This is a genomic window from Sorangium sp. So ce1504 (assembly GCF_051521635.1).
In the GTDB taxonomy this organism is placed as follows: domain Bacteria; phylum Myxococcota_A; class Polyangia; order Polyangiales; family Polyangiaceae; genus Sorangium; species Sorangium cellulosum_B.
Genome location: NZ_CP150365.1, coordinates 688,727 through 708,236, shown reverse-complemented (window position 1 = coordinate 708,236; position 19,510 = coordinate 688,727). Strand labels below are relative to the sequence as shown.

Annotated in this window: 12 protein-coding genes; 4 read left to right on the top strand and 8 right to left on the bottom strand. The window is 73.3% G+C overall.

The window, feature by feature from the left end:
- Positions 1-988: 988 nt before the first annotated feature.
- From WMF39_RS02685 to WMF39_RS02665, 5 genes are all read right to left on the bottom strand, one after another.
- Positions 989-1,894 carry a hypothetical protein gene (locus tag WMF39_RS02685; protein WP_437743984.1) on the bottom strand — a complete coding sequence of 302 codons (906 nt, stop codon included), beginning with the start codon at positions 1,892-1,894 and terminating at the stop codon, positions 989-991.
- 10 nt (positions 1,895-1,904) lie between these two features.
- Complete coding sequence (locus tag WMF39_RS02680) at positions 1,905-2,762, bottom strand: hypothetical protein (RefSeq protein WP_437743983.1); 858 nt, start codon at positions 2,760-2,762, stop codon at positions 1,905-1,907.
- A 294-nt stretch (positions 2,763-3,056) separates the two neighbouring features.
- On the bottom strand, positions 3,057-4,622 hold the full coding sequence (locus tag WMF39_RS02675; protein WP_437743982.1) for a vWA domain-containing protein: 1,566 nt from the start codon (positions 4,620-4,622) through the stop codon (positions 3,057-3,059).
- 11 nt (positions 4,623-4,633) lie between these two features.
- Complete coding sequence (locus WMF39_RS02670) at positions 4,634-6,196, bottom strand: hypothetical protein (protein WP_437743981.1); 1,563 nt, start codon at positions 6,194-6,196, stop codon at positions 4,634-4,636.
- A 334-nt stretch (positions 6,197-6,530) separates the two neighbouring features.
- The gene (locus tag WMF39_RS02665; RefSeq protein WP_437743980.1) at positions 6,531-7,688 is read right to left on the bottom strand and encodes a zinc-dependent alcohol dehydrogenase; all 1,158 of its coding nucleotides are present in this window, start codon (positions 7,686-7,688) and stop codon (positions 6,531-6,533) included.
- A 319-nt stretch (positions 7,689-8,007) separates the two neighbouring features.
- Here WMF39_RS02665 and WMF39_RS02660 point away from each other — a divergent pair, with 319 nt between their 5' ends.
- Both WMF39_RS02660 and WMF39_RS02655 read left to right on the top strand, forming a co-directional pair.
- Positions 8,008-8,895, top strand: a complete 888-nt coding sequence (locus WMF39_RS02660; RefSeq protein WP_437743979.1) for a DUF58 domain-containing protein — start codon at positions 8,008-8,010, stop codon at positions 8,893-8,895.
- Position 8,896: 1 nt separating this feature from the next.
- Positions 8,897-10,954 carry a vWA domain-containing protein gene (locus WMF39_RS02655; RefSeq protein ID WP_437743978.1) on the top strand — a complete coding sequence of 686 codons (2,058 nt, stop codon included), beginning with the start codon at positions 8,897-8,899 and terminating at the stop codon, positions 10,952-10,954.
- A gap of 78 nt (positions 10,955-11,032) precedes the next feature.
- Here the strand turns inward: WMF39_RS02655 and WMF39_RS02650 are convergent, their stop codons facing one another.
- Positions 11,033-11,548, bottom strand: coding sequence for a hypothetical protein (locus WMF39_RS02650; RefSeq protein ID WP_437743977.1), 516 nt, complete (start codon positions 11,546-11,548; stop codon positions 11,033-11,035).
- A gap of 389 nt (positions 11,549-11,937) precedes the next feature.
- Here WMF39_RS02650 and WMF39_RS02645 point away from each other — a divergent pair, with 389 nt between their 5' ends.
- Complete coding sequence (locus WMF39_RS02645) at positions 11,938-13,785, top strand: FG-GAP repeat domain-containing protein (RefSeq protein WP_437743976.1); 1,848 nt, start codon at positions 11,938-11,940, stop codon at positions 13,783-13,785.
- Positions 13,786-13,956: 171 nt separating this feature from the next.
- On the opposite strand, the gene WMF39_RS02640 is transcribed toward WMF39_RS02645, so the two are convergent.
- Both WMF39_RS02640 and WMF39_RS02635 read right to left on the bottom strand, forming a co-directional pair.
- The gene (locus WMF39_RS02640) at positions 13,957-14,562 is read right to left on the bottom strand and encodes a Uma2 family endonuclease (protein WP_437743975.1); all 606 of its coding nucleotides are present in this window, start codon (positions 14,560-14,562) and stop codon (positions 13,957-13,959) included.
- A gap of 100 nt (positions 14,563-14,662) precedes the next feature.
- A complete protein-coding gene (locus WMF39_RS02635) occupies positions 14,663-15,808 on the bottom strand; it encodes a serine/threonine-protein kinase (protein WP_437743974.1) in 1,146 nt (381 codons plus the stop codon).
- A gap of 385 nt (positions 15,809-16,193) precedes the next feature.
- Here WMF39_RS02635 and WMF39_RS02630 point away from each other — a divergent pair, with 385 nt between their 5' ends.
- A complete protein-coding gene (locus WMF39_RS02630; RefSeq protein ID WP_437743973.1) occupies positions 16,194-19,334 on the top strand; it encodes a VWA domain-containing protein in 3,141 nt (1,046 codons plus the stop codon).
- Positions 19,335-19,510 lie beyond the last annotated feature (176 nt).

Below are 19,510 nucleotides of genomic sequence, written 5' to 3'. Positions count from 1 at the left end.
CGCCGCGGTACGATGGATCCTCGATGCGACCGCCTCCCCCGCGCGCCGTGAGGCCGGGATCTCGCCCGGCGCGCGCCGTCGCGCTCGCCGCCGCGGCGCGCGCCGTCGCGCTCGCCGCCGCGGCGCGCGCCGTCGCGCTCGCCGCCGTCGCGCTCGCCGCCGCGCTCGCCGCCATGGCGCTCCCCTCCCCTGCGGCCGCGAACGGCGTCTTTCCCTCGGCGGACCAGATCGTGTTCGATCCGGCGGATCCAGCGCGCGCCGTCGCCCGGATGACGTACGGCCTGCTGACCACGCGAGACGGGGGCGCGAGCTGGCGCTGGATCTGCGAGGGCGCGGTCGGGTACGACGACACGGCCGGCCAATCTCCGCCCATCGCGGCGGCGGCGAGCGGCCGGGTGCTCGCCGCGCTGGCCGACGGGATCGCGGTCGGCGCCGAGGGCGGCTGCGCCTGGGCGCGCGCCGCGGAGCTCGCGGGGCGGGAGGTGATCGATCTCTCGGTCCGGCAGGGCGCTCCGTCGCACGTCGTCGCGGTGGCCGCGGGGACCAGGCACCGCCTCTGGGCGTCGCGCGACGGCGGCGCGAGCTGGACCGGCGCGGGGGCGCCGCTCCCGGCGGGCTTTGTGGCCCGGACGGTCGACGTCGCGCCGTCGGATCCGCGGCGGGTCTACGTGAGCGGCCTCGCGAGCGAGGGCGGCGCCATCAAGGGGGTGCTCGCGCGCTCGGCCGACGGCGGGGAGACGTGGCAGACCGCGGAGGTGCCGGGGAGCACGACGTCGCGCGAGCCGTACATCGCGGGGGTCGATCCGCTCGACGCCGACGTGCTGGCCCCCCCTCGCGAGGGGGGGCACGTCGATCTGGAACCGAAATCGACGGCCTCGAGGGCCGCTCCGACAGGTCGCGACGTGGCGGCGCCCCCCCCCGCGAGGGGGGCGCGTCGATCCGGAACCGCAGTCGACCCCCTCATGAGGCCGCTCCGACAGATGATGAGTCAGGGAGAGATGACGACCCGCTGCGCGGCCATCGCGACGTCGCCGTTCGGGTCCTCCAGGGCAACCTCGATATCGAGCGCTTGCCCCCGGACGGCCTCGACCGGGAGCCCCCGGTCCACCTGAAAGCGCACGCCATCGATCTCGCAGCGGTCCTCGCCGGCCTTATGCATCGTGACCTGCGCGGTGAAGGGAAGGAGCTCGAACTCCAGCTCGGGGAAGTACCCCTTCACGGTCAGGCGCGAGCCCATCTGCCGGAGGCCCGTCACGCGCAGCGCGAGCCACACGTGATGGCCCCCTTGAGGGCCCGCCTCGATCGGCACCACCTCGCCATGCTCCAGCGAAGCGAACGCGCTTTCCCCCTGCCCGATCACAACCGCAGGGTCGCCAGAGCCCGGCGTCTTGCACGCATCGCTCGCCGACGCGATCCACAGCGGGTCGTAGTCAGTGAGGGCGGAGGGGGCGATGAAGGGCTCGACGCACGCCCCCGCCGCGCAGGTCGCGCTCGCCGCGCAGGTGGTCGCGCAGCACGCCTCGTCGAGCGAGACGGGCAGGAGCAGACTCCGCCCGCCAGCCGCGCGGGTCGCGCCCCTCCGCGTCACGATGGGAGAGGCCTCGCCGTCGCGGAACGCCGCGATGGACAGCTCGATCTCCGCGCCGTCGGGCGCTGGCCCGACCACGAGCTCGGCCGGGAGCGACAGCTCTCCCCCGCCATACGAGAGACGCTCGGTGCCCGTGACGACGCCATCCACCTTCGTGGTCGTCTCGATGTGATCGAACTGGAAGCCGACCGCCATATCCGTGGTGAGGCCGATCACCACGAGCGCGTCAGCCGCCTCGCTCGCACAGCCCGCGGAGCACAGGAGGAGCAGCGCGAGCAGCGTCTCGTGGGTCGGCCGCACGCTCACCTGGGGACGCTCAGCCCGACGTGCGCGATGAGCGCTTGCGGCGCCGCGCAAGCCAGCCTGCCGCCGCGGCGAACACGGCGAGCGGCGCGGTGAGGGAGGCCTTGCTCGCAGGCCTGGCGGCGCACATGCCGGCTGAGAGGTTCCCGTCGATGCCGTCTGGACCGATGGTGACCTCCGCCTCGGCCTTCACGCTGATGCCCTGCGCGAGCAGCGCGTTCACGCACGCCGGGATCTGCGATCCGGAGATGATGTACTTCCCATTGCAGAAGAGCGCGCCGTCGCCGCTGCAGGAAGCGTCGCAGTTCGCGCGGAACTCGTGCTCGCAGTCCTCGAACTGCATGTCCTGGCAGGTGGTCTGGCAATCCATGTTCGCGTCGGCCGTGCACGAGCCCCCGCAGCACTCGATGCAGTGCTGGTAGCAGCCGCCATCCACCGTCACGCACTTGGCGCCGCACTCGCTGTCGCAGTTCGCGTCCCACGTCGCGGCGCACTGGGCGGCGTCGACGGCGCCACTGCACTCGACGTCCCGCGTGGTGGTGCACTCGACGAAGCAGTTGTGGGAGCAGATGACATTGATGCCCCTGTCGCAGTCCGCGCTGCACTGCTCGGTGCAGCTGTCCGTGCAGCCCGCCTCCGCCGAGAGGGTGCACTCCGTCTTGCAGACCGGCACGAGCTTCGTGGCGCACGCGGTCTTGTAGATCCCGAGCTCGCTGCAGCCCGCGGTGCACTCGCCCGTGACGCGCACCTCGCAGTTCGACAGGCCCTCGAAGCGAATGTTGCCGCACTCCGGGACACCCGCGCTCGCCGGGAGAGCGGCCGTGAGACAGACGGTGATGCTCGCCAACCCGAACCACATGGATCTTCGCATAGATGCACTCTCCTCCTCGACGGCCGCGAAAATACGATCCTACACAAGGCGTTCGCCGCGAGGAAGCGACATCGCCGCGGCGCACGTTTGCGGCGCACGGGACGCGTTGTTGTGCACGCGGACACGCGGGCACGCGTTCACGTGGAGCGCATGTGGAGATGTGGAGACGTCGAGACGCGTGTTGAGGGGGATCGACGTGAATGGGGGTCACGGGCGCGGCGCGCTGGTGTCACCTGGCGCGCGTCGCTGTCACCTGGCGCGCGTCGCCGTCACCTGGCGCGCGTCGCGCGGGGCTCAATCGGCGGGCCAGGGGTTCGGCGGATCCGCCGGTGTGTAGGGCTGCACGTTCGCCTCCGCCGTGATGAGGTTCTCGATGAACAGATCGACGTAGCGCAGGTCGTCCTCGACGTCGGGGTCCGGATGATCCGCGAGCCACGCCTCGACGTTCGGCCGCAGCGCCTCGAGCGTGCGCCGCGCGGTGCGGGGGTCGGCGTCCGCGGCGAGCTGGGCGGCGAGCTTGAACCCGGCGAAGAGGTTCAACATGACGAAGCCCTTCTCGACGGTGTCGCCGGAGAAATAGCCGGCCTCCGGCGGCGCGTCGGGCGCGCTCGGCGCCTCGATGTCGACCTCCTGCGCGTGCGCCTCGCCCGTCAGCGGGTGCCGCCACGACAGCGCGAGGCTGCCCACGGCGCGCGGGTCCTCGACGCCTTGCTGGTCGGGCTTCGGCACGAGCTCGAGCAGGATGGCGCCTCCGCCGCCGCGCCGGCCGGAGCCGACGGGCTCCGCGGCGCTCGTCCGGCCGGCGAGGAAGAGGCTCGGGATGTGCACGGCGCCGCCGCGCTCGCCGCCCTGCCAGCCGTTCGTGCCGTACGCTCCGCGCACGACGTAACCGTCGCCCACGGCGACGTCGAGCTCCACGTCGAGCGCCAGGGGCACGAGGAACGTCTTCACCTCCTCGGCGAAGACCTCCTCCACCGCCTTCGGGTCCTCGAGGAAGTAGAAGTTGCCCGCGCCGACCTCGCTGATCCCGCGCATCGCGTCGACGTCGAACTCGGCCCCGACGCCGATGGCCGTGAGGCCGATCCCCTTCTCCGCGTACCCGGCCGCGAGCGACACGAGGCGCTGAGGCGAGGTGAGCCCGGCCGTGGCCACGCCGTCGGACAGGAAGATCACGCGGTTCTGCCAGGCCGGATCGAGGTGCTGCTCGGCGAGCGCGTACGCGGTGAAGAGCCCCTCGTACAGGTTGGTCGACCCCCGCGCGGTCAGGCCCTCGAACGCCGCCGTGAGCGCCTCCCTGTCCGAGCCCTCCGCCTGCTCGAGGACGACCTCGGCCGCGTCCGCGTAGCGGACGAGCGAGATCCGGTCGGTCGGCTGGAGGGCGCCGATCATCTCGACGAGCCCCGCCCTGACGTAGGCGATCGGGTCGCCTTCCATCGAGCCGCTCGTGTCGACGGCGATGACGAGGTGCAGCGGCGGCCGCTCGAGCGCGCCGAGGTCCACGGGCGAGTTCATCCCGATCTGGATGAGCGTGCAGGGCGAGCCGCTGATCATGTTGCCCATGATCCCGAGCAGCCCGTGCATGCACACGTCCTCGCCGCAGGTCGCGGCCGGGTAATCGAGCTTGTGCTCGGCGAAGAAGCCGACGTCGTCGAGCGTGTCCGGCCCGGGGATCTCGCCGTCCTCGAGGATCTGCCGGAACAGGCCGAAGTCCTGCGCGCCGCCCTGGGAGACGCCCACGCTGCCCGGGGGATCCGTGGGTGCGGCGAAGCTGCCCCGTGCGTCACCGGAATCGGCGCAGCCGGCCGCGCCGAGCGCGGCGGCGGCGCCGAGCGCGAGGACATCATGGATTCGGTGCTTCATGGCGTGACCTCCTACGGCGCCGCGGCGGCGGCGACCAAGACCGACTCGAGCAGGCGGGGTTGATCGACGGGAACGGTGAAGCACTCCGCGTCGCGCACGGGCATGTCGTCGGCGCGCACGAGGAAGACCGCGCCGGCGCCCTCGGCGAGCTCCGCGCTCTCGCCGGGCCGCAGCGAGACGACCCCGGAGACGCCCTCGCCGAGGAGCGACGCCTCGAGCGGCGCGACGAGGCTTCCGCACGCGTCGTGGAACGCGTCGCAGCCCGGGAGCGGCGAGAGCTCGGCCGAGAAATCGGCGGCCGGCAGCCGGCCCACCATCGACCAGCGGGCGAGCACGTTGCCTCGCAGCGCGAGCACGGCGTGCGTCGCGCTCTCGATGTGGATGCCGCGCGCGAAGGCGAGCTGGTCCCGCGGGAGCTCCGGGTACCTGCCGCCGTCGATCGCGACGGAGCTCACGCGGAGGACGTCGCCTTCGCTGAACGGGATCGCCTCGGCAGGAGCGCAGAGGAAGAAGGTGTCGCCGCGCTCGAGCGTGAGGGCATGACAGCCGTCCGGAGACGACGTCACGCCGGTGAGGACCCCTGCCCCGGGGACGGGCAGGGTCCAGTCGAGCCCGCTCCCCGCGGCGTACGCGCCGCACGCGCTCACGGGCGACGGCGTCTCGATGGGCGGCGCCGGGAACACCGCCGGGTGCTCGGCGAGCTCGAGCCTGGCCCCGGCGCGCTGCAGCGCGATCATCCGATCCGGCTGCGGGTTCTCCGTCGACGTGACGAGCAGCTGCTCCGGAAACTCCGCCGCGGACCACGCGAGGAGCGTGAGGGGCAGCCCGTCGGCGTCGATCAGGGTGGCGTCGCACCCCGCGTTGCCCAGCGGCAGCGCGCGGCCGGGCGCGATGAGCCAGGTCTCGGCGTTCGCGAACAGATCGCGCGAGAGGGCGCTCGTCGGGTCGTCGAGCACGACGCCGCAGTCGACCCGCACCGACTCCCGCAGGCGCCGCACGCGGATGAGCTGCTCGGTCCCGGTCGTGTTGCCGATCACGAGCGACGCGAGCTCCTGCGGCTGCGGCGGCGCGCACCCCTCGGCCTCGCCGCACGGAGGCGGATCGTAGCTCGTGGCCACGCAGGACAGGCTGCCCGCCATCAGCGCCAGGCGGTGGGCGACCGGGCGCGCGGGCTCCGGCCGCGCCATCGCCTCGGCGAGCACGCGGTACGAGGCGAGGAGGACCGGCAGCGCGATGAGGTCCGTCGGATCGACGGTGATCCGCCACGGAAGCGGCGTGAGCGCCATGAGCCCCTCGACCGCGCGGGCGGCCTCCGGAGCGAGCTTGATGGCCGAGAAGACGACGCCGATGACGACGTGCGCGCCGAGAAATCCCCGGCGCGAGGTCACGCGGAGCAGCGAGGCGAGGACCGCGGGCGCGACCAGGAGCCCCGCGAAGTCGCTGAGCTTCCCGGTCAACCACCCAGGGAGCACACCAGAGCCCTTGAGGGCGTGATCGTTGAGGACGAGGAGCGCCAGGGCTCCTAACCACAAGGGGTGAAGGAGCGTTCGAGTTGAGCGCAGATCTCGGGCCATCGGGAGCTCTCCTTCCGTGCGATAGAGGCCATCGCGGGCGGCCGAGCAAGCGAGCGGGGCGCTCGCCGAGGTTCGGCCCCAAGCAAGCGCCATACCCTGAACAAACAAACATCAATTCAACCAATTACAACGCAACGCGGCCGCGCGCCCCTGACGCCGGTGTCAGGCGTCAGGGCTGCGGCGGGCGATGGTTCGCGTGTCCGCGGCGCCCGAGCCCCTGGGCCGCTCCCCCCGAGCGCCGGATCGACCGGCGGAGCATCGCCCGCCGACGAGGGGGGCGTGGTGGCGGTGTTCGAAGGGAGGAGGGCGCCGGAGGGGCGATCCGCGCGCTGCGTCAGGGCCTGAGGACGACCTTGACGCAGTCGTCGAGCTTCTTGTTGAAGATCTCGTAGCCTTGCGGGGCGCGCGAGAGCGGCAGGCGGTGGGTGATGATGTCGTCCGCCCGGAGGTGGCCGTCCTCGATGTGCTTGAGGATCCGGTCGATGTAGTTGTGCGCCAGCGCCTGGCCGGCGCGGAGCTTCAGGCCCTTGTCGAAGAGCTGGCCCAGCGGGAAGTTGTCGTAGGACACGCCGTAGACCCCCACCACCGGCACGACCCCGCCCCGGCGCACGGCGCTCATGGCGAGCCGGAGGGCCGATATCGTCCCGACCTGGCCGTGAAGGGCGCTGGAGGCCTTCTCGAGGAGGCCGCGGTGCGCCTCCATCCCGACCGCGTCGACGCACACGTCCGCGCCGCGCCCGCCCGTCATCGCGCGGATCGCCTCGACAGCGTCGACCTTGTCGACGTTGACGGTCTCGGCCTTGGCGACCTCGCGGGCCGTCTTCAGGCGGTACTCTTCCCGATCGACGCCGATGACGCGCGCCGCGCCGCGGAGCCAGGCGCACTTCATGGTCGCGAGGCCGACAGGCCCGCATCCGAACACGGCGACCGTCTCTCCACCCTTGAGCTCGGCCCACTCGATCGCCGTCCACCCGGTGGGGAGGATGTCGGTCGTGAAGAGGACCTGCTCGTCGGTGAGGCGCTCAGGCACCCTCCGTGGCCCGAAGTCGGCGTAAGGGACGCGCACGTACTCGGCCTGACCTCCGTCGTAACCGCCGTAGAGGTCCGTGTACCCGAAGAGGGCGCCGCCCTTGCCCTCGAGCGTGCCGCCCTCGGGGCCGTAGTGCTTGGGGTTGGAGCTCTCGCAATGGACGGGGAGCTCCGCCTGACAGAAGAAGCAACGCCCGCACGCGATGGGGAACGGGACAACGACCCTGTCACCCTTCCGCAGCTTCGTGACCTGCGGGCCGATCTCCTCGACGACGCCCATGAACTCATGGCCGAGCACCATGGGCTTCGCCTGGGGAAAGAAGCCGTTGTAGATGTGCAGATCCGAGCCGCAGATCGCGGTCGCGGTGACGCGCACGATGACGTCGGTGGGCTCTTCGAGCCGGGGATCCGGGACGTCCTCGACGCGGACGTCCGAAGGTTTGTGGAAAACCAGGGCCTTCACGGTGCCTCCTTTCGGCTGACACATCGGTACGGGGCGCTCGGCGGCTCCACCGGCCAAGCCGGCGCACGGACAGCGGAACCACAGCGCTGGCTCGCATAAAGCGAGCCACGGAGCAGCGGCGCGCCCGCAGGCGGGGGCCCGTCGGCCACGGCGAGCGCGAACGGGGTGCCCTGCCCCACCGTGGCGGTCTGTCTCGACGCCGGGGAGCGACCGCGGCGACCACGGGCCGGGCGCGGCCGGCGCCCCTGCCGAGCGCGGGCCGCCGCTGCTCCGCGACCCCGCTGGCACCCCCGCCCGCGCCGATGTCTACTGCTCTCCGATGCTGCCCTCGTCCCCCGAGCCGCTCCTCGGCGCGAGCTTCGTCCGCGAGCTCGAGGTGCTCCAGCGCCGGCTCGAGATCCGCGCCCGCTCCGGCGGCGCCGGCGAGCACCTCGCGCGGCGCCGCGGCGGCTCGGCCGAGTTCAAGGAGCACCGGGCGTATGCGCCCGGCGACGACATGCGGCGGATCGACTGGGCCGCGTACGCCCGCACCGGGGAGCCGGTGCTCAAGCTGTTCCGCGCCGAGGAGGACGTCATCGCCCGCATCGTGTGCGACGCGTCGGCGTCCCTCGACTTCGGGGAGCCCACGAAGCTCGACGCGGCCCGCCGGCTCGCGGCCGCGATCGGCTACATGTCGCTCGCGCGCTCCGAGCGCGCGCAGCTCTTCGTGGCGGGCGACGGCATCGCCCGCGAGCACGCGCCGGTGCGCGGGCGCGCCGGGCTCGCCGCGCTGCTCCGCGCCCTCGACGGCGTGAGGGCCTCCGGCGGGACGCACCTCGCGCGCGCCATCGACGCCGTCGTGCGGCAGAGCGCGCGGCCAGGCCTCCTCTGCGTCGTCTCCGACTTCTTCGACCCCGGCCCGGTCACCGCCGCGCTCGGGCGCGCGGCGCAGGCCGGCCACGACGTCGCCGCCCTCCAGGTCGTCGCCGCCGACGAGCTCGAGCCGAGCTTCGAGGGTGACCTGACGCTCGAGGACGCCGAGACGGGGGCGCTCGTCGACGTGACCCTGGACGCCGCGGCCCTCGCCGCCTACGCGGCCCGCTTCGCCGGCCTGTGCGAGGCGCTGCGCGCGTTCGCCCGCCGCCACGGGGCGACGTACGTGCGAGCGCGGAGCGACGAGCCGCTCGAGGGCGCCGTCCGCCGCTTCGTCGCGAGGGGCGTCGACTGACGTGGCCGCCCCGCTCGCCCAGGCCTCCGCGGGCGCCCCGCTCGCGCTGCTCTCGCCCGGCGGCCTGTGGCTGCTCGCGCTGCTCGGCCCGCTCGTCCTGCTCTACATCCTCAAGATCAAGCGGAGCCGCCGGCGCGTCCCCTCGACGTGGCTCTGGGCCGCCGCGCAGCGCGATCTCATGGCGCGCGCGCCCTTCAGGAAGCTCATCGCCCAGCTGCCGCTCGTGCTGCAGGCGCTCGCGCTCGCCCTCCTCGCGCTCGCGCTCGCCCGCCCCGCCTCGCGCGGGCGCGAGCTCACCGGCGATCACGTGGCGATCGTCCTCGACACGAGCGCCTCGATGTCCGCGGCCGCTCGAGGGCCGGCCGGCGAGGCGACGACGCGCGTCGAGCTCGCGAAGCAGCTCGCCAGGGACCTCCTCTCCGGCCTCGCCCCGGGCAGCGACGCGCTGATCGTCGAGGCGGGGCGCGACGCGCGCCTCGTCGCCGCGCTCGATCGCGATCTCGTCCGGCTCAAGGCGGCGATCGACCCCATCGCGGCGCGCGACGTCGAGGGCGACCTCGAGGCCGCGGTGGCGCTCGGGATCGACCGGCTCCGCCAGCTCGGCGGCGCCCGCCGGGTCGTCGCGATCACCGACGGCAACCTCGCCCGCCCCGCCTCGCTGCGCGGCGCGTCGCTGCCAGTGGAGGTCATCACGGTCGGTGATCCGGTCGACAACGCCGCCATCGTCCGCGTCGACGTGCGCTCCGGGAGCGCGGTGGTTGGCGCGAGCGGCGCGGACGGCGAGCGTCCGGAGCATCGCGAGGAGGTGCAGGCCTTCCTCGTGGTCGCGAACTTCGGGGCGCAGCCGCGCGACGTGTACGTGACGATGCGGCAGGACAACGCGTCGGACGTGCTCGGCTCGCGGCGCGTGCTGGTCAAGCCGGGCGAGCGCCTCCCGGTCGTGCTCACGTTCCGCCCGTCGCCCGGCGACTACCGCAAGGGGCTCGTCTTCGAGCTCTCGCCGCGCGACGCGATGCCGCTCGACGACGTCGCCTACGGGCGCGTGCCGGCCGGCGACAAGCTCCCGGTGTTCCTCGCGTCGGCCGGCAAGGGCCAGGGCGGCGACGCCCAGGGCGCGCAGCCGGGAGCGCCCTCCGGCGGCTCCGTCTGGATCGAGCGGGCGCTCGCGTCCGATCCGATGACCTCCGTGACCTCGGGCGCGCTCGCGGACCTGCTCGGGAAGCCCGGGCTCGATCCCGACACGTTCGTGGTGATCGACGGCGCGTGCCCGCCCGATCCTCCGGGGGGCGATCTGCTGATCGTGAACCCGCCGCCCGGGCGCTGCGCCGGCACGCTCGTCGGGCCGACGCTCGAGCGCCCCACGCTCACGTCGTGGGACACGGCGGATCCGCGGCTGCGCTTCCTGACGCTGGACGGCGTGAACCTCCGCGTGGCCTCGTCCCTCAAGCCGGAGGCGGCGACGCAGGAGCTGATCCGCGCCCAGGAGGGCACGATCGCGACCGACATCTCCACCGTTTCGCGGACCGGCACGCTGCTCGGCTTCGACGTGGGCGAGAGCGACTGGCCGCTCAAGGCGTCGTTCGTGCTCTTCGTGCGCAACCTGCTCGAGCAGGCGCGAGCCCACCGCGCCCACGGCATCACCGGCCCCGCGCGCACGGGCGAGCCGCTGCGCGTGAGCGTCCCGGCGACCGCGCGGGACCTCCAGGCCATCGGCCCTGCGGGCGAGCGGCTCGAGGTCGCGCAGCGCGCCGGCGTCGCGGTGATCGCGGAGACGCCCCGCGCCGGCTTCTACCGCCTCGCCTGGCAGGGACCGCAGGCCGGGTCCGTCGTGGTGCCGGCGAACCTCACGAGCGTCGCCGAGAGCGATCTCACGCCGAGGCCGCTCGCCGCGGAGGGAGGCGGCGAGGTCGCCGTCTCCAGCGCGGCGGGACAGCCGGACGCCCACATCGAGTGGACCTGGCTCCTGGCGCTCGCGGCGCTCGGCTTCGTGCTCTTCGACGTCTGGTATTTCACGCGCGTGCCGAGGCCGCTGCGAGGCCCCGGCAGCCCCGCCGCCTAGCGCCGCGGCGGGAAAGCGCCGCGGATCAGCGGAAAGACCGCCGGGGCGCCAAGGCCGCGCCGCGAGGAGCCAGAGGCCCTACCCGGCCATCTCGGCGGATAGGGTTCTCGTCTCGATATCGACCCACAGCTGGAGACTCCCGGCCTCCAGCTCCTTCGCGTAGAAGATCTTCGGGTAGAGCCGACCGTTGAGCCTCATTCCTTGCTTGCAGCTCGCCACGATCGCCGCCCCGGTCGCGGCGAACAACGTGGCCACATTGGTCTTCTTCGCCACCGGGCGGATCGTGACCTGCTCGAGAGCCTGACCGCGCTGGCGCGCACCGGCGAACTCGAGCAGATTGGCGGCCTCCCGGTCGAAGAAGCCCCAGTCCTGCTCGCCGGCGGGCGCCCTCCGCGACGCCAGGTACACCAGCTGATAGCCGCCTCTCAGATACTCGTGAGCCGCGAGGGGGCTCGCTTCGACGACGGAGAGCGCCGCGCCGCCGTGCGCGCCCTCGAAGCGCTGGAGCACGACGTGCGCTTTGTGAGAACGAGCGACGTCGGTGATCGTCTCGAAGAGCACCACCGTCGGAATGAACGCCTCTATCGTCGGCATGCGGCACCTCCAGGGGTGAACGCGTCGACAGCTCCCCTTCGCCTGCCGATTCGCTCGCCCGATGCGGAACAGCGCAAGTACGATCGCCGCCTGGTTGACTTCGCGCAAATCCGCAATGGTTCGCGATGGGTGCCCCCGTCGGTGCGACGACCAGCGGCGGCTTGGCCGTGCACCCTACCACGGTCACCGCGCCGGTCCTAACCACCACGCGCAACGAACCACACTCTACCCTGGACAACCACACACACAGCGACCCCTCGCGGCTCCCCCGCGGGACGGCTCTCGTATCCCCGGCTCTCAAGGTTCCTGGTAATCTCGATGAGCCTGCCTCCTGTCCTTAATTCTGCCAGCGGGCGTCGCCCGCTGGCGGCGCATCCCCCGGAGGACCCATGGTCACCCAGAACTGCCCGTGCCGTTCCGATCGCGGGTTCCCCACCGGATCTCAACACCCGCACGCTTCGCCGTGGACCGCGCGCGCCGGCCTGGGTGCGTGGCCTCTCGGCAGCGCGGCGTCGCTCCTCGCGCTGCTCGCGGCGGCCTGCGCCGGGGGCGAGCTCGGGGGTGGCGCGGGCAGCGGGGCGGGTGGGAGCGGCACGAGCGGCGGCACGGGCGGCACGCGCAACCCGATCTGCGAGGCGGGCACCAGCGCCGGCGAGGTGCAGGCGCCCGAGCACCGGATGGTCCTGCCCGGGCAGACGAGCTGGTACGCGTCGCCGGTGGTGATGGACCTCGACGGCGACGGTAGGAACGAGCTCATCGCCGCTTACTATTCGCTCTTCGTCTTCGATTCGAACGGGAAGGAGCTCGATCGCGCCGAGGCCGGGGAGGACAGGATCTACGCGCCGCACGTGGTCGCCGACCTCGAGGGCGACGGCGCGATCGACATCGTTTATGGCAACGGTCATCAGGTCTTCGCATTCGAGTGGAAGGCCGGGCTCGCGCCGAAAGCCGGGTGGCCGGCGGACACCACGACGGCCGGCAGCGCCCCCGAGGTGCGCGGGCTCGCCGCGGCGGATCTCGACGGCGACAGCACCATCGAGGTGGTGGTGACGACGACGCAGACCGCGACCACCGAGGACGGCGGCGCGCAGGTCTTCGTCTTCAGCGCGGATGGTTCGCTTTATCAGCCCGCACCCGCGGGCGCCGCCTTCGCGGCCTGGCCTCGGTACAACAACCAGAGCGGCCCGGGGAACGACGCCGATCGCAACGGCATGGGGCACTCCGGGTTCGGGTGTTATGGGCTCAACGTCGGCATCGGCGACATCGACGACGACCCGGAGCTCGAGATCCTGGCCACCTACGACAACCACCACATCCAGGCGTTCAACCACGATGGCGTGGCGATCGACGCCGCGCCGTACTTCAAGAATCGCGACGAGGCGTTCGCCGACCAGCCGCTGACCTGGGGCCAGTTCATCCGCTGGGCGGACCCGAAGGTGGAGGGCGACCACGTTCATCTCCATACCGGGACATGGCCGCACCCGAGGTCCGCCGAGTGGCTGCAGTGGACCGCATCACCGCCAAACGTGGTCGATCTCGACGGGGACGGGCGGAACGAGGTCGTCGGCGTGCCGAATGTCGAGATGCACGAGCCTTACGAGACGCAGGCTTATGCGGTGATGGTGCTCGAGGGCGCGCACGGCGACGGCAGCCGATCGGCGATGCGCAAGCCCGGGTGGGAGACGCTCCCGCGCGGCGAGAGGCCGCTCGAAATCGACGGTTATTACCCGCCGAGCGGCGTGCCCTCGCCGACGACGGTGAACATCCAGGGGGACGCGCGGCCCGAGATCATCGTCCCGATGAACGACGGCTATCTCTATGCGTTCGGCCCCGACGCGTCGCTCCTGTGGCGATACAGCTACATGCACGGCAAATCGATCATGTTCGCGACCGAGGCCACCGTGGCCGACCTGAACCAGGATGGATCACCCGAGGTCTTGCTGGCGACCTACGGCGCTCCCGGCGTGCTCGACTCCGGCAACCTCGTGATCCTCGGCGCGAACGGCGCGGTCCTGCACGACGTGCCCCTGCCGAACCCCGGCAGCAACGGCAACGGCAACGGCGCGCCCGCCCCGCCGGCGGTGGGTGATCTCGACGGAGACGGCCAGCTCGAGGTCTTCGTGCAGACCTTCGAGCATGGGATGGATGTCTTCACGATCCCGGGATCGGCGGCGAATTGCATGCTGTGGCCCACCTCGCGAGGTGGCCCGCTGCGCACGGGTCAGCCCTCGCGGTGACCCCCGCTCGCAGGGCCGACGGCAGGCCGTGAGAGGCGCGCTGGCTCGCGGCGGTCCGCGCGGATCGAGCCAGGGCGTCCGCCGCGCCCTCCTGACCTGCCGCAGGCGGGCTCCATGGCCCGATCGGCTCGACCACGAGACGAGCGTAGTCCGCCTCGGTGAGCTGGCGCCTCAGGGCGCGTCGCCCTCGCCCTCGCCCTCGTCGAGCCCTTCCCACCATTCGGCCAGGTCGATCTCGACGTCCTCGAACGGCGCCGCGCGCACCTTCTCGTCTCGTCCGTGCAGCCCCAGCTCGACCCACCGCCCGTTCTCGAGCTGGCTGACCAGCAACGTCCGCCGGACAGGATCCACGTACCAGAGGTGAGGCACGCCGATCTCGGCGTAGAAGCGGCGCTTCACGAGGTTGTCGTAGCCTGCCGTGCGCGGCGAGAGGATCTCGCAGCACCAGTCGGGAACGAGGGAGATGGGTTCCGCGGGCCGCGGCGGCGCGGGCATGCGCGCGCGGCGCCAGCCCGCGACGTCGGGCGATATCTCCGGCGCGCGCTCGATCTGGATGCCAGGCTCGGAGAGGATCCACCACCCTCCCGGACCGCCCCTGCCCCGCTGGTAGGGGTTCTTGAGGTCGGCCGTGATCAGGTCCTCGATGTTCGCGTGAACGAAGCGGGGACGCGGAAAGGCGTACAGCGTGCCGTCGATGATCTCGCCCCGCCAGCCGGGCGGCAGATCGTCGAGGTCGGCGAGCGTGGCGGACCGGACGAGCTTCTCGGCGAGGTTCATGCGCGGCCTGTCGCCAGCGTACACCGCCGCCACTCCCGCCGCTCGACCCGCGTCGCGCTCGCTGCCACCAGGCGCACGCCGACCGCTTCAGGGGGCTCTCTCAAGGGCAGGCCGTCTGCTCGCCAGGAGACCGGCCCCGGTTCATCCGGTGCACCCGGCGGCGCGACGACCACCGGCGGCTCGGCCGGCTCCGCTCCTCCACCCAGGATACGCGCGGCGTCGAGCCATTGCCCGCAGGCACACAGGGCTCCTCGCAAGGAAGCCACTCCCCCTGGAGCGACACGCCGCGCGCGTCCTCCAGGACGCCCCGCGCCCTTAGCCACGCGGCGAGCGCCTCGCCGAGTTCGCGCATGCTCGACCAGCGCGAGGACGGCTCCTTCCGCAGCCCGCGCTCCACGATCGCCCAGAGATCCGCGTCGAGGCCGCACGTGTCGACGAGCGACGGCACCGCGTCCTGCAGCACCGCCCGCAGGCCGTCCAGCGCGTTCCTTGACGAGAACGGGGGCCGGCCGGACAGGAGCTCGTACAGCATCGCGCAGAGCGACCAGATATCGGCGCGGCGATCGATGTCAGGGACGGCGAGCACCTGCTCCGGCGGCATATAGTCGGGGGTGCCGAAGACCTCGAAGCTCGCCGACGCCTGGCTCGCCTCGCGCTCGGAGACGATCTTCGCGACGCCGAAATCGACGATCTTCGGCTGGAGCCGGCCGCCGCCGCGGCGCACCAGCATCACGTTGTCCGGCTTGAGGTCGCGGTGGACGACCCCCTTCTCGTGCACCGCGTGCATCGCGCCCGCGACCGGGAGGAGCAGCGCGATCGCCCGCTCCGGCGTCATCGCCGCCTCGCGCGAGAGCGCGCTCCGCAGCGACTCGCCCTCGATGAGCTCCATCACCAGGTAAGGGTCCCCCGCCGCGGTCTCGCCGAGGTCGAAGATCCGGACGACCTCCGCGTGGTTCAGCCGGCCCGCGGCGCGCGCCTCGCGGACGAAGTACTCCGCGAGCTCCGGCGACCGTAGCTCGGGCCGCATCAGCTTGATCGCGACCTCCAACCCGAGCGCCACGTGCGTCGCGATCCAGACCGTGCCCATCGCCCCCTCGCCGATCCTGCGGACCAGCCGGTACTTGCCCGCGATGAGATCCCCCTCCTGGCAGTGCACGCTGCGCGCGGGCTCGCCGAGGCCCTCGTCGAGATCCCACGCGCCGCCGCCCGTGCCGTTCCAGGTGTCCGTGGTCTCGATGCGCGACATGATCTCTCCTGCCCCGACTGCGCGGCCTCGCCGCGCCCATGACCCGCGCTCAAGCAGACTGCGTGCCATCCCTGACAAACATGGAAAGGTGCTCCGATGCGCCGGAGCGCCCCATGAAACCCGCTCGACACCGACAGAGACGCCCCACGGCGTCGCCGATGGGGCACTCGGCCACACCCGCCGAAGCGGCGTCCCCGGGCCCGCGCAAAGATGATTTACTGCGGCTCCCCCGCATGCGGACCGAACGGAGGCCTCCCTGATCCCGGCGGCCGCGCTGCGCGCCCTCCCCTACGCCGCCACGCTCGCCGGCGCGCTCGTCTTCGCGGCGCTGCTGCGCCTCGCCCTCCGGCGCGGCGCGCTCCGCCGCCCGATCCTGCTCGGCTGGATGGTGGCAGGCGCGCTGCCGGCGCTCTACGTGGGCCTCGTCTGGTGCGGCCTGCTCCCGGACGCCTATCTCCGGCTCGCGCGGCCCTGGGGCGCGCTGCTCGCGCTGGGCGCCACGTCGTTCATCGCGCTCCGGTACCTCGCGCTCGCGCTCGCCTCGGCGCACGCCCGCCGGCAGGGCGCGTGGCGCTCGCGGCTCGGCGACTTCCTTGCCCCCTTCGCCGCGTTCGCCGCGGCGATGGCCGCGGCCGGGCCAGAGCTTGGCCGGCCACTCGACCGGCTCACCGTCCTGGTCGCAATCGATCGCAGCCGCTCGATCGATCTCGTACCGAGCGCCGACCGGCGCGTCGCGCAGGAGCTCTCCGTCGCCGAGCTCGGCATGCGCGAGGACGATCGGATCGCCACCATCGCGTTCGCCGCGGGCGCGGCGACCGAGGATCCGCCGCGCCCGCGCTCGCAGCTCGCGGCCCCGCAGCGGGTCGCGCTCGGCCGGGACGGGACGGACCTCGCCGCCGGCATCCGGCGCGCGCTCGCCGAGGTGCCGCCGGACTCCGCGGCGCGCGTCGTGCTGCTCAGCGACGGCGTCGCGACCCGCGGCGACACGATGGCCGCGGCCGCCGCCGCCGTCGCCGCCGGCCTCCCGGTCGACGTGATCCCGCTGGAGCAGCGGCTCGTCCCCGACGTCCGCGTGGTCGCCCTCCGCGCGCCCGCGCGGGCCGACGAGGGTGAGGCGCTCGACCTGCGGCTCGTCACCTCGTCCCCGTCGCCGGCCGAGGTCGAGATCCGCCTCCGCCGCGACGGCGAGCTCATCGCCCGCACCGAGGCCTCGATCGCCGCGGGAGAAGACGTGCTGCGCATCCGGGAGAAGGCGCCGGGGCCCGGGCTGCACCGCTACGACGTCGAGATCACCGCGAAGGATCCGAGGCTCGACGAGGCCGCCGAGGACAACGCGGCGAGCGCGTTCCTGCGCGTCCGCGGGGCCGCGGCGGCCCTCGTGCTGGAGGGCGACGCCGGGCAGGGCGCGTTCATCGCGCGGGCGCTCGCGGACGGCGCGTTCCGCGTGGACGAGGGCGGTCTGAGCCGCGTCCCCGCCGATCTCGGGGAGCTCGCCGGCTACGACGTCGTGGTGCTCAGCGACATCCGCGCGTCGGATCTGTCGCCGGGCCAGATCGACGCGCTCGCGAGCTACGTCCGCGATCTCGGCGGCGGGCTCCTCCTGATGGGCGGCGATCGGAGCATGGGGCCGGGCGGCTACGCGCGGACGCCGCTCGAGGAGATCTCGCCCGTCGCGTTCGACCTGAAGCAGGAGCGGCGGCGGGCGAGCCTGGCCGAGGTGATCGGCATCGACATCTCCGGGTCGATGGCGGCGACCGCCGGCGCCCACACGAAGCTCGAGCTCGCCAACGAGGCCGCCGCCCGGTCGGCCTCGCTGCTCGGCCCCGGCGATCGGATCGGCGTCGCGCACGTCGACACGGCGGTGCGGTGGAGCGTGCCGCTCGGGCCGGTCGCGGACGGCGCCGCGATCGAGAAGGCGATCCGCGCCGTGGGCCCGGGCGGCGGCGGCATCTACGTCGACATCACCCTCGAGGCGGCCTACCAGGCGCTCGACCGGGACACCTCGAGCCTGAAGCACGTGCTGCTCTTCGCCGACGGCTCGGACGCGGAGAACATGGGGCCGTGCCGCGCGATGGTGGAGGCGGCGATGCGCCGCGGGACGACGACGAGCGTCGTGGCGCTGGGCCAGGGAAGCGACGTGCCGGAGCTCGAGGCGCTGTCGCGCATCGGCGGCGGCCGCTTCTACCTCGTCGAGGACGCCACGCGGCTGCCCGCGGTGTTCACGCAGGAGACCATCATGGCGGCGAAGAGCGCGATCGTGGAGGAGCCTTTCCACGTCGCGCTGGGCGCGCCGTCGTCGATCACCGCCGGCGTGCCGTTCGGCGAGGCGCCGCCGCTCGGGGGCTACGTGGTGACGGTCGCCAAGAGCCGGTCCACGGTGCTGCTGTCCGGGCCGGAGGGCGATCCGGTGCTCGCTGTGTGGTCGGCGGGGCTCGGCCGGGCCGCCGCGTTCACGAGCGATCTCAAGGGCCGCTGGGGCGCCGCGTGGACGCGCTGGCCCGGCGCGGCGCGGATGATCGCGCAGGCCGCGCGCGACGTGACGCGCAAGGAGGAGGATCCGCGCGTGCGCCTGGAAGCGGACGCGTCGGGCGGCGAGCTCTCGGTGCGGGCGAGCGTGATCGGCGACGACGGGCGGGCGCAGTCGTTCCGCCGGCTGGTCGTGCACGTCGCGGGGCCCGACGGCTTCTCGCGAGAGCTGCCGCTGGAGGCGACGGGCGCGGGCGCGTACACGGCGAAGCTGCCGCTGTCGCGGCCGGGGACCTACGTGGCGGTGGCCCGGGACGAGCTCACGGGGGAGGCGGTCGGGACCACGGGGGCGGCGATGACCGCCGGCGAGGAGCTGCGCCCGACGGGCAGCGATCTGTCGCTGCTCCGGCGGATCGCGGAGTTCACCGGGGGCAAGCGGCGCGACACGCTCGCGGGCATCTTCGAGGATCGGGCCTCGAAGCGGTTCGCGTACCGGGACGCGACGCCGAGCCTGGTGTTCTTCGCCGCGCTCGCGCTGCTGCTCGCGGTGGCGGCGCGGCGGCTCGCGCTGCCGGAAGCGGCGGCGGCGTGGCTCGCGCGGGCGGGAGAGCGGCTCCGCGCGGCGCGGTGGGGAGCCGCCGTGGAGCCGGCCGCCGCGGGCGCGACCGTGGGGGCGCTGCTGTCGGCTCGGGAGCGGGGGCGCGAGCGGCGCGAGGGCGCGCAGGCGGGACCGGCGCTGCGCGATGACGGGCGCGGCGGGGGCGAGCCGGCGGGGACGATGCCAGGGAGGACAGCGCCGCCGGCGGGGACGATGCGAGGGAGGACAGCGCCGCCGGCGGGGGCGCCGGGACCTCAACCTGGGTCGGCGGCGTCATGGCCTCAACCTGGGTCGTGGCCTCCACCTGGGCCGACGGTGGGACCCCTACCTGGGTCGGCGGCGGGGCCTCAACCCGCGCCCCCGGGGAGCGGACACGCAACGGGCGCGGGCCGCGCGGCGCCGGAGGGACGACCGCTCACGGCGGCGGAGAAGATCTTGGCGCGGCGTCGTGGGCGGAGGTGACGCGACTCATGACGGAGAACGCCACGAAAACGGGGCACGCGGTTCGTGTTCTGGCAGCGACGGTCTTGCTCGTCCCTGCCTTTGGCTCCGGCGTGCTCGTCGGCAGATCGCTCCTGGACCGGAGTCCGCCGGCGAAGGAGAAGAGCGCGGAGCCGGCTTCGGATCCCTGGATTCGG